This window comes from Chrysiogenia bacterium (assembly GCA_020434085.1).
Classification (GTDB): domain Bacteria; phylum JAGRBM01; class JAGRBM01; order JAGRBM01; family JAGRBM01; genus JAGRBM01.
Map to the genome: position 1 here is coordinate 1 of JAGRBM010000584.1, position 2,946 is coordinate 2,946.

The 2,946-nt window shown below is 65.2% G+C and carries 4 protein-coding genes; all 4 read right to left on the reverse strand.

The features are described 5' to 3' along the window. On the reverse strand, positions 1-515 hold a 515-nt coding region (locus KDH09_19155; protein ID MCB0221824.1), incomplete at its 3' end, for a cation transporter. Continuing rightward, positions 512-1,096, reverse strand: a complete 585-nt coding sequence (locus tag KDH09_19160; protein MCB0221825.1) for a GNAT family N-acetyltransferase — start codon at positions 1,094-1,096, stop codon at positions 512-514. The genes KDH09_19155 and KDH09_19160, both read right to left, overlap by 4 nt. Before the next feature lie 32 nt (positions 1,097-1,128). After that, positions 1,129-2,514 (reverse strand): UbiA family prenyltransferase, encoded by a 1,386-nt coding sequence (locus KDH09_19165; GenBank protein MCB0221826.1) that lies wholly within the window; start codon positions 2,512-2,514, stop codon positions 1,129-1,131. Between the two features lie 216 nt (positions 2,515-2,730). Further along, on the reverse strand, positions 2,731-2,946 hold a 216-nt coding region (locus KDH09_19170), incomplete at its 5' end, for a hypothetical protein (protein ID MCB0221827.1).

Genomic DNA, 2,946 nt, shown 5'->3' on the forward strand with positions numbered 1-2,946 from the left:
CCAAGACCCAGCAGCAGGATCCACGAGAGCAGCGAGCAGGCGATGGTTTCTTTTGCCTCGGCCTCGAGCGCGCGGCTGCCGATCTTCCTGGCGGCGCGAATCTTTCCCCATGCCACCAGCGGCATGATGAGCGCCGAGGCTACGGCCAGTGCGATGCCGATGAGGCTTTCCTCCGCTACCGACCGTGACCACAGGCTCCAGCCTGCCTGTGCGACGACATAGAGCGCGAGCAGAAGAAAGGTCGCGCCAACGAAGCGGTGCACGCGGGTCTCGACTTCCTCGATGTGTTCGGAGTCCGCGCCGCCGCGCTCCACGCGAAGGCGCCAGAACAGCGCCGCGGCCGCCGCGCACTCGATCACGCTATCAAGCCCGAAGCCCACGAGTGCGATGCTCCCTGCGCGATGGCCTTCCCACAGGGCGACGAGCGCTTCGACCACGTTGTAAGCCATGGTCGCGCCCACCAGCAGCACCGCCCGGGAGAGCCATTTTGGATCGGCATTTTCGAGCGGCTTCATATTGCGAGCAATCCTTCCAGATGCGCTTTGACCCGCATCCATTCATCGTCGATGACGCTGAAGTAGACGCTGTCGCGCCAGGTGCCGTCGCGGCGTTGCAGGTGTTTGCGGAAGACTCCCTCGCGCGTGGCGCCGATGCGCTCGATCGCGCGCTGGGAGCGCTCATTGAGGATGTCGGTCTTGAGTTCGACGCGCACGGTGCCGAGTGTTTCAAAGCAATGGGTCAGCAACAGGTACTTGCACTCGGTGTTCACGCCGCTGCCCCAGACTTCGGGCGCATACCAGGTCCACCCGATTTCGAGCCGTCGATGCTCGGGAACGACCGCCATGAAGCGCGTCGAGCCGACGAGCTTGTTGCTTGTCAGATCGATGACGGCGAAGGGGAGCTCGCCGCGGCGTTCCTGCCCCTCGAGCGCGGCAGCGGCGAAGTGCTCTGCATGATGGCGACGCTCGATGGCATAGGGAAGATGCACCCACACGCGCGGGTCGTTGCCCGCATCGTAGAGCCCCACGGCGTGGCGGAGCTTGAGGGGCTCAAGACGCACGCGCGTCCCGGTGAGCGTCACGGGTTCGAGTTTCATCCCCGTTGTTCTAGCGCAGCGCGAAGAAGAATTCAGGCGGTGAAGAGGACCACGCTGAGCACCCCGACCCCCAGCGCAAAGGCCTCGCCTGCACGCTGAAGCAGGCTGAAGCTGATGGCCTCGTTGCCCTGACGTGCAACACGCCACAGGGCCGGAAGCAGCAGCAGCGGCGGCAGACCCGAGAGTGCGGCCCACATCGGCGCGCCAAGGAGCCAGGGGCTCGCTCCCAGGACAGCGGCGAATAGAAGCGCGATGACAACACCGAGCTTGGCGCCGCGCCTCGGCCCAAGGGTCGCAATGGGACCCATCTTCTCGGCTTCAAGGTCGGCCTCCCATTGCAGGAAGTGGTGACAGTAGAGGACCAGCGCGGCGCCGAGTCCGACGACGGCGCCGAGCACCCACGCTGCCGGGCTGACCGTACCGGTCTGCACGTAATAGGCGCCCGCCACGGGCACCGGCCCGAAGGCCGCCCAGATACACAGCTCGCCAAGACCGTAGCCCCGGTAGCTCAAGCGAAAGGGCGGGGCCTGGTAGAGCATCGCCACGCCGACGCCGGCAACCGCAAAGACGGGCGCCCATGGGTGTCCGACAGTGAGCGCTGCGCCGCAGGCAACGGCAATGGCCAGCAGCACGCCTGTGAAGGCCCAGGCCTGTTTGGGAGTGAAGGTGCCATAGAGCAGGGCGCCGCTGCCGGTGAGCGTTGCGCCCTCGGTTCCAATGGCCGCGTGGTCGGCGCCGCCCGAAAAATCCCAGATGTCGTTGGTCAGGTTGCCCGCGAACAGGGCGAGCGCGCCGCCGATGAGCGTGAGCGCCAGGCGCCAGCCCGAGACCTCGCCCACGGTGCTGGCCAGCGCGGCGCCGGCAATGAGCGGCATGAGAATCATGGGGAGCGAGATCGCGCGCACCGAGCGCAGCACTTCCATGATGGCCACGGCGCGGGCCTCACCGGGGGTGAGGTAACTCTTGGGTTCGAGGCCTTCGATGTCGCGCCCGTGCTGGTCGAGGTGCACGGCGGTGAGCGCATGAATGCGCGCGCGCATCTGTTGGCCCAGGATCTTGCGGAGCGGCCCGTCGGCGCTGTCGGGAATCGCCGTGATCTGGCGGACGATGGTGGTGCCGCGTTCGGTCTCTTCGAATTTCAGATCGATGATCGCATCCTTGAGCGGGCCTTCATCGACCCAGATGCGCGTTAAATGCGGGCGCTGAAATTCCTCGCGCGCCTTGCCGCCAAAGCGAAACCCGAAAGACTGAAAGACGAAGGAATAGGCCAGCGAGTTCTCGCCCTTGGCGAGCTCCTTGTAAGCCTTCACATGCTCTTCATGCAGCCCCAGGCGCAGCTCTTCGGAAGGGTCGACGAAGTGGGAAAACACTTCATCGATGGGGGCATCGATCTCTCGGGAAACTTCGACGGGTTCCATGGCGCGCGCTCCGGGTGATGGGTGGGGAAGGTCCGGTAAGGGTGAAAACGGCAGGAAGCGGGCACACGCCCGCGCCAACCGCAGCTCTCACGGCCCCGCCTCCCTCACAGGCCCAAGCCTACGCCCGCGCTGATTTCGGTGTCAATAAATATTTCAGAAATAAGTGAAAGTTCGAGGCAGGGGGGCAGAACGGCTGCAATAGCCTGCCAAAGCCCTCTATTTAAAGAAATTCGCCTCGGGTGCGTCGTCGGTGGCCAGGGGTTCCTTAAATACATAAGGGACGAGCTCTTCTTCGCCCGGTGCGGCGGGCGCGGCGGGTTCGGGCTCTTCGCTCTCCAGGCAGGGCATGCGGGGCCTTGGGATTTTCTTGGCGGAGAGGCCGTCGTAGTAGGTCACGCCGCCGGCGCCGGGAGCGACGACGAAGAGCAGCTC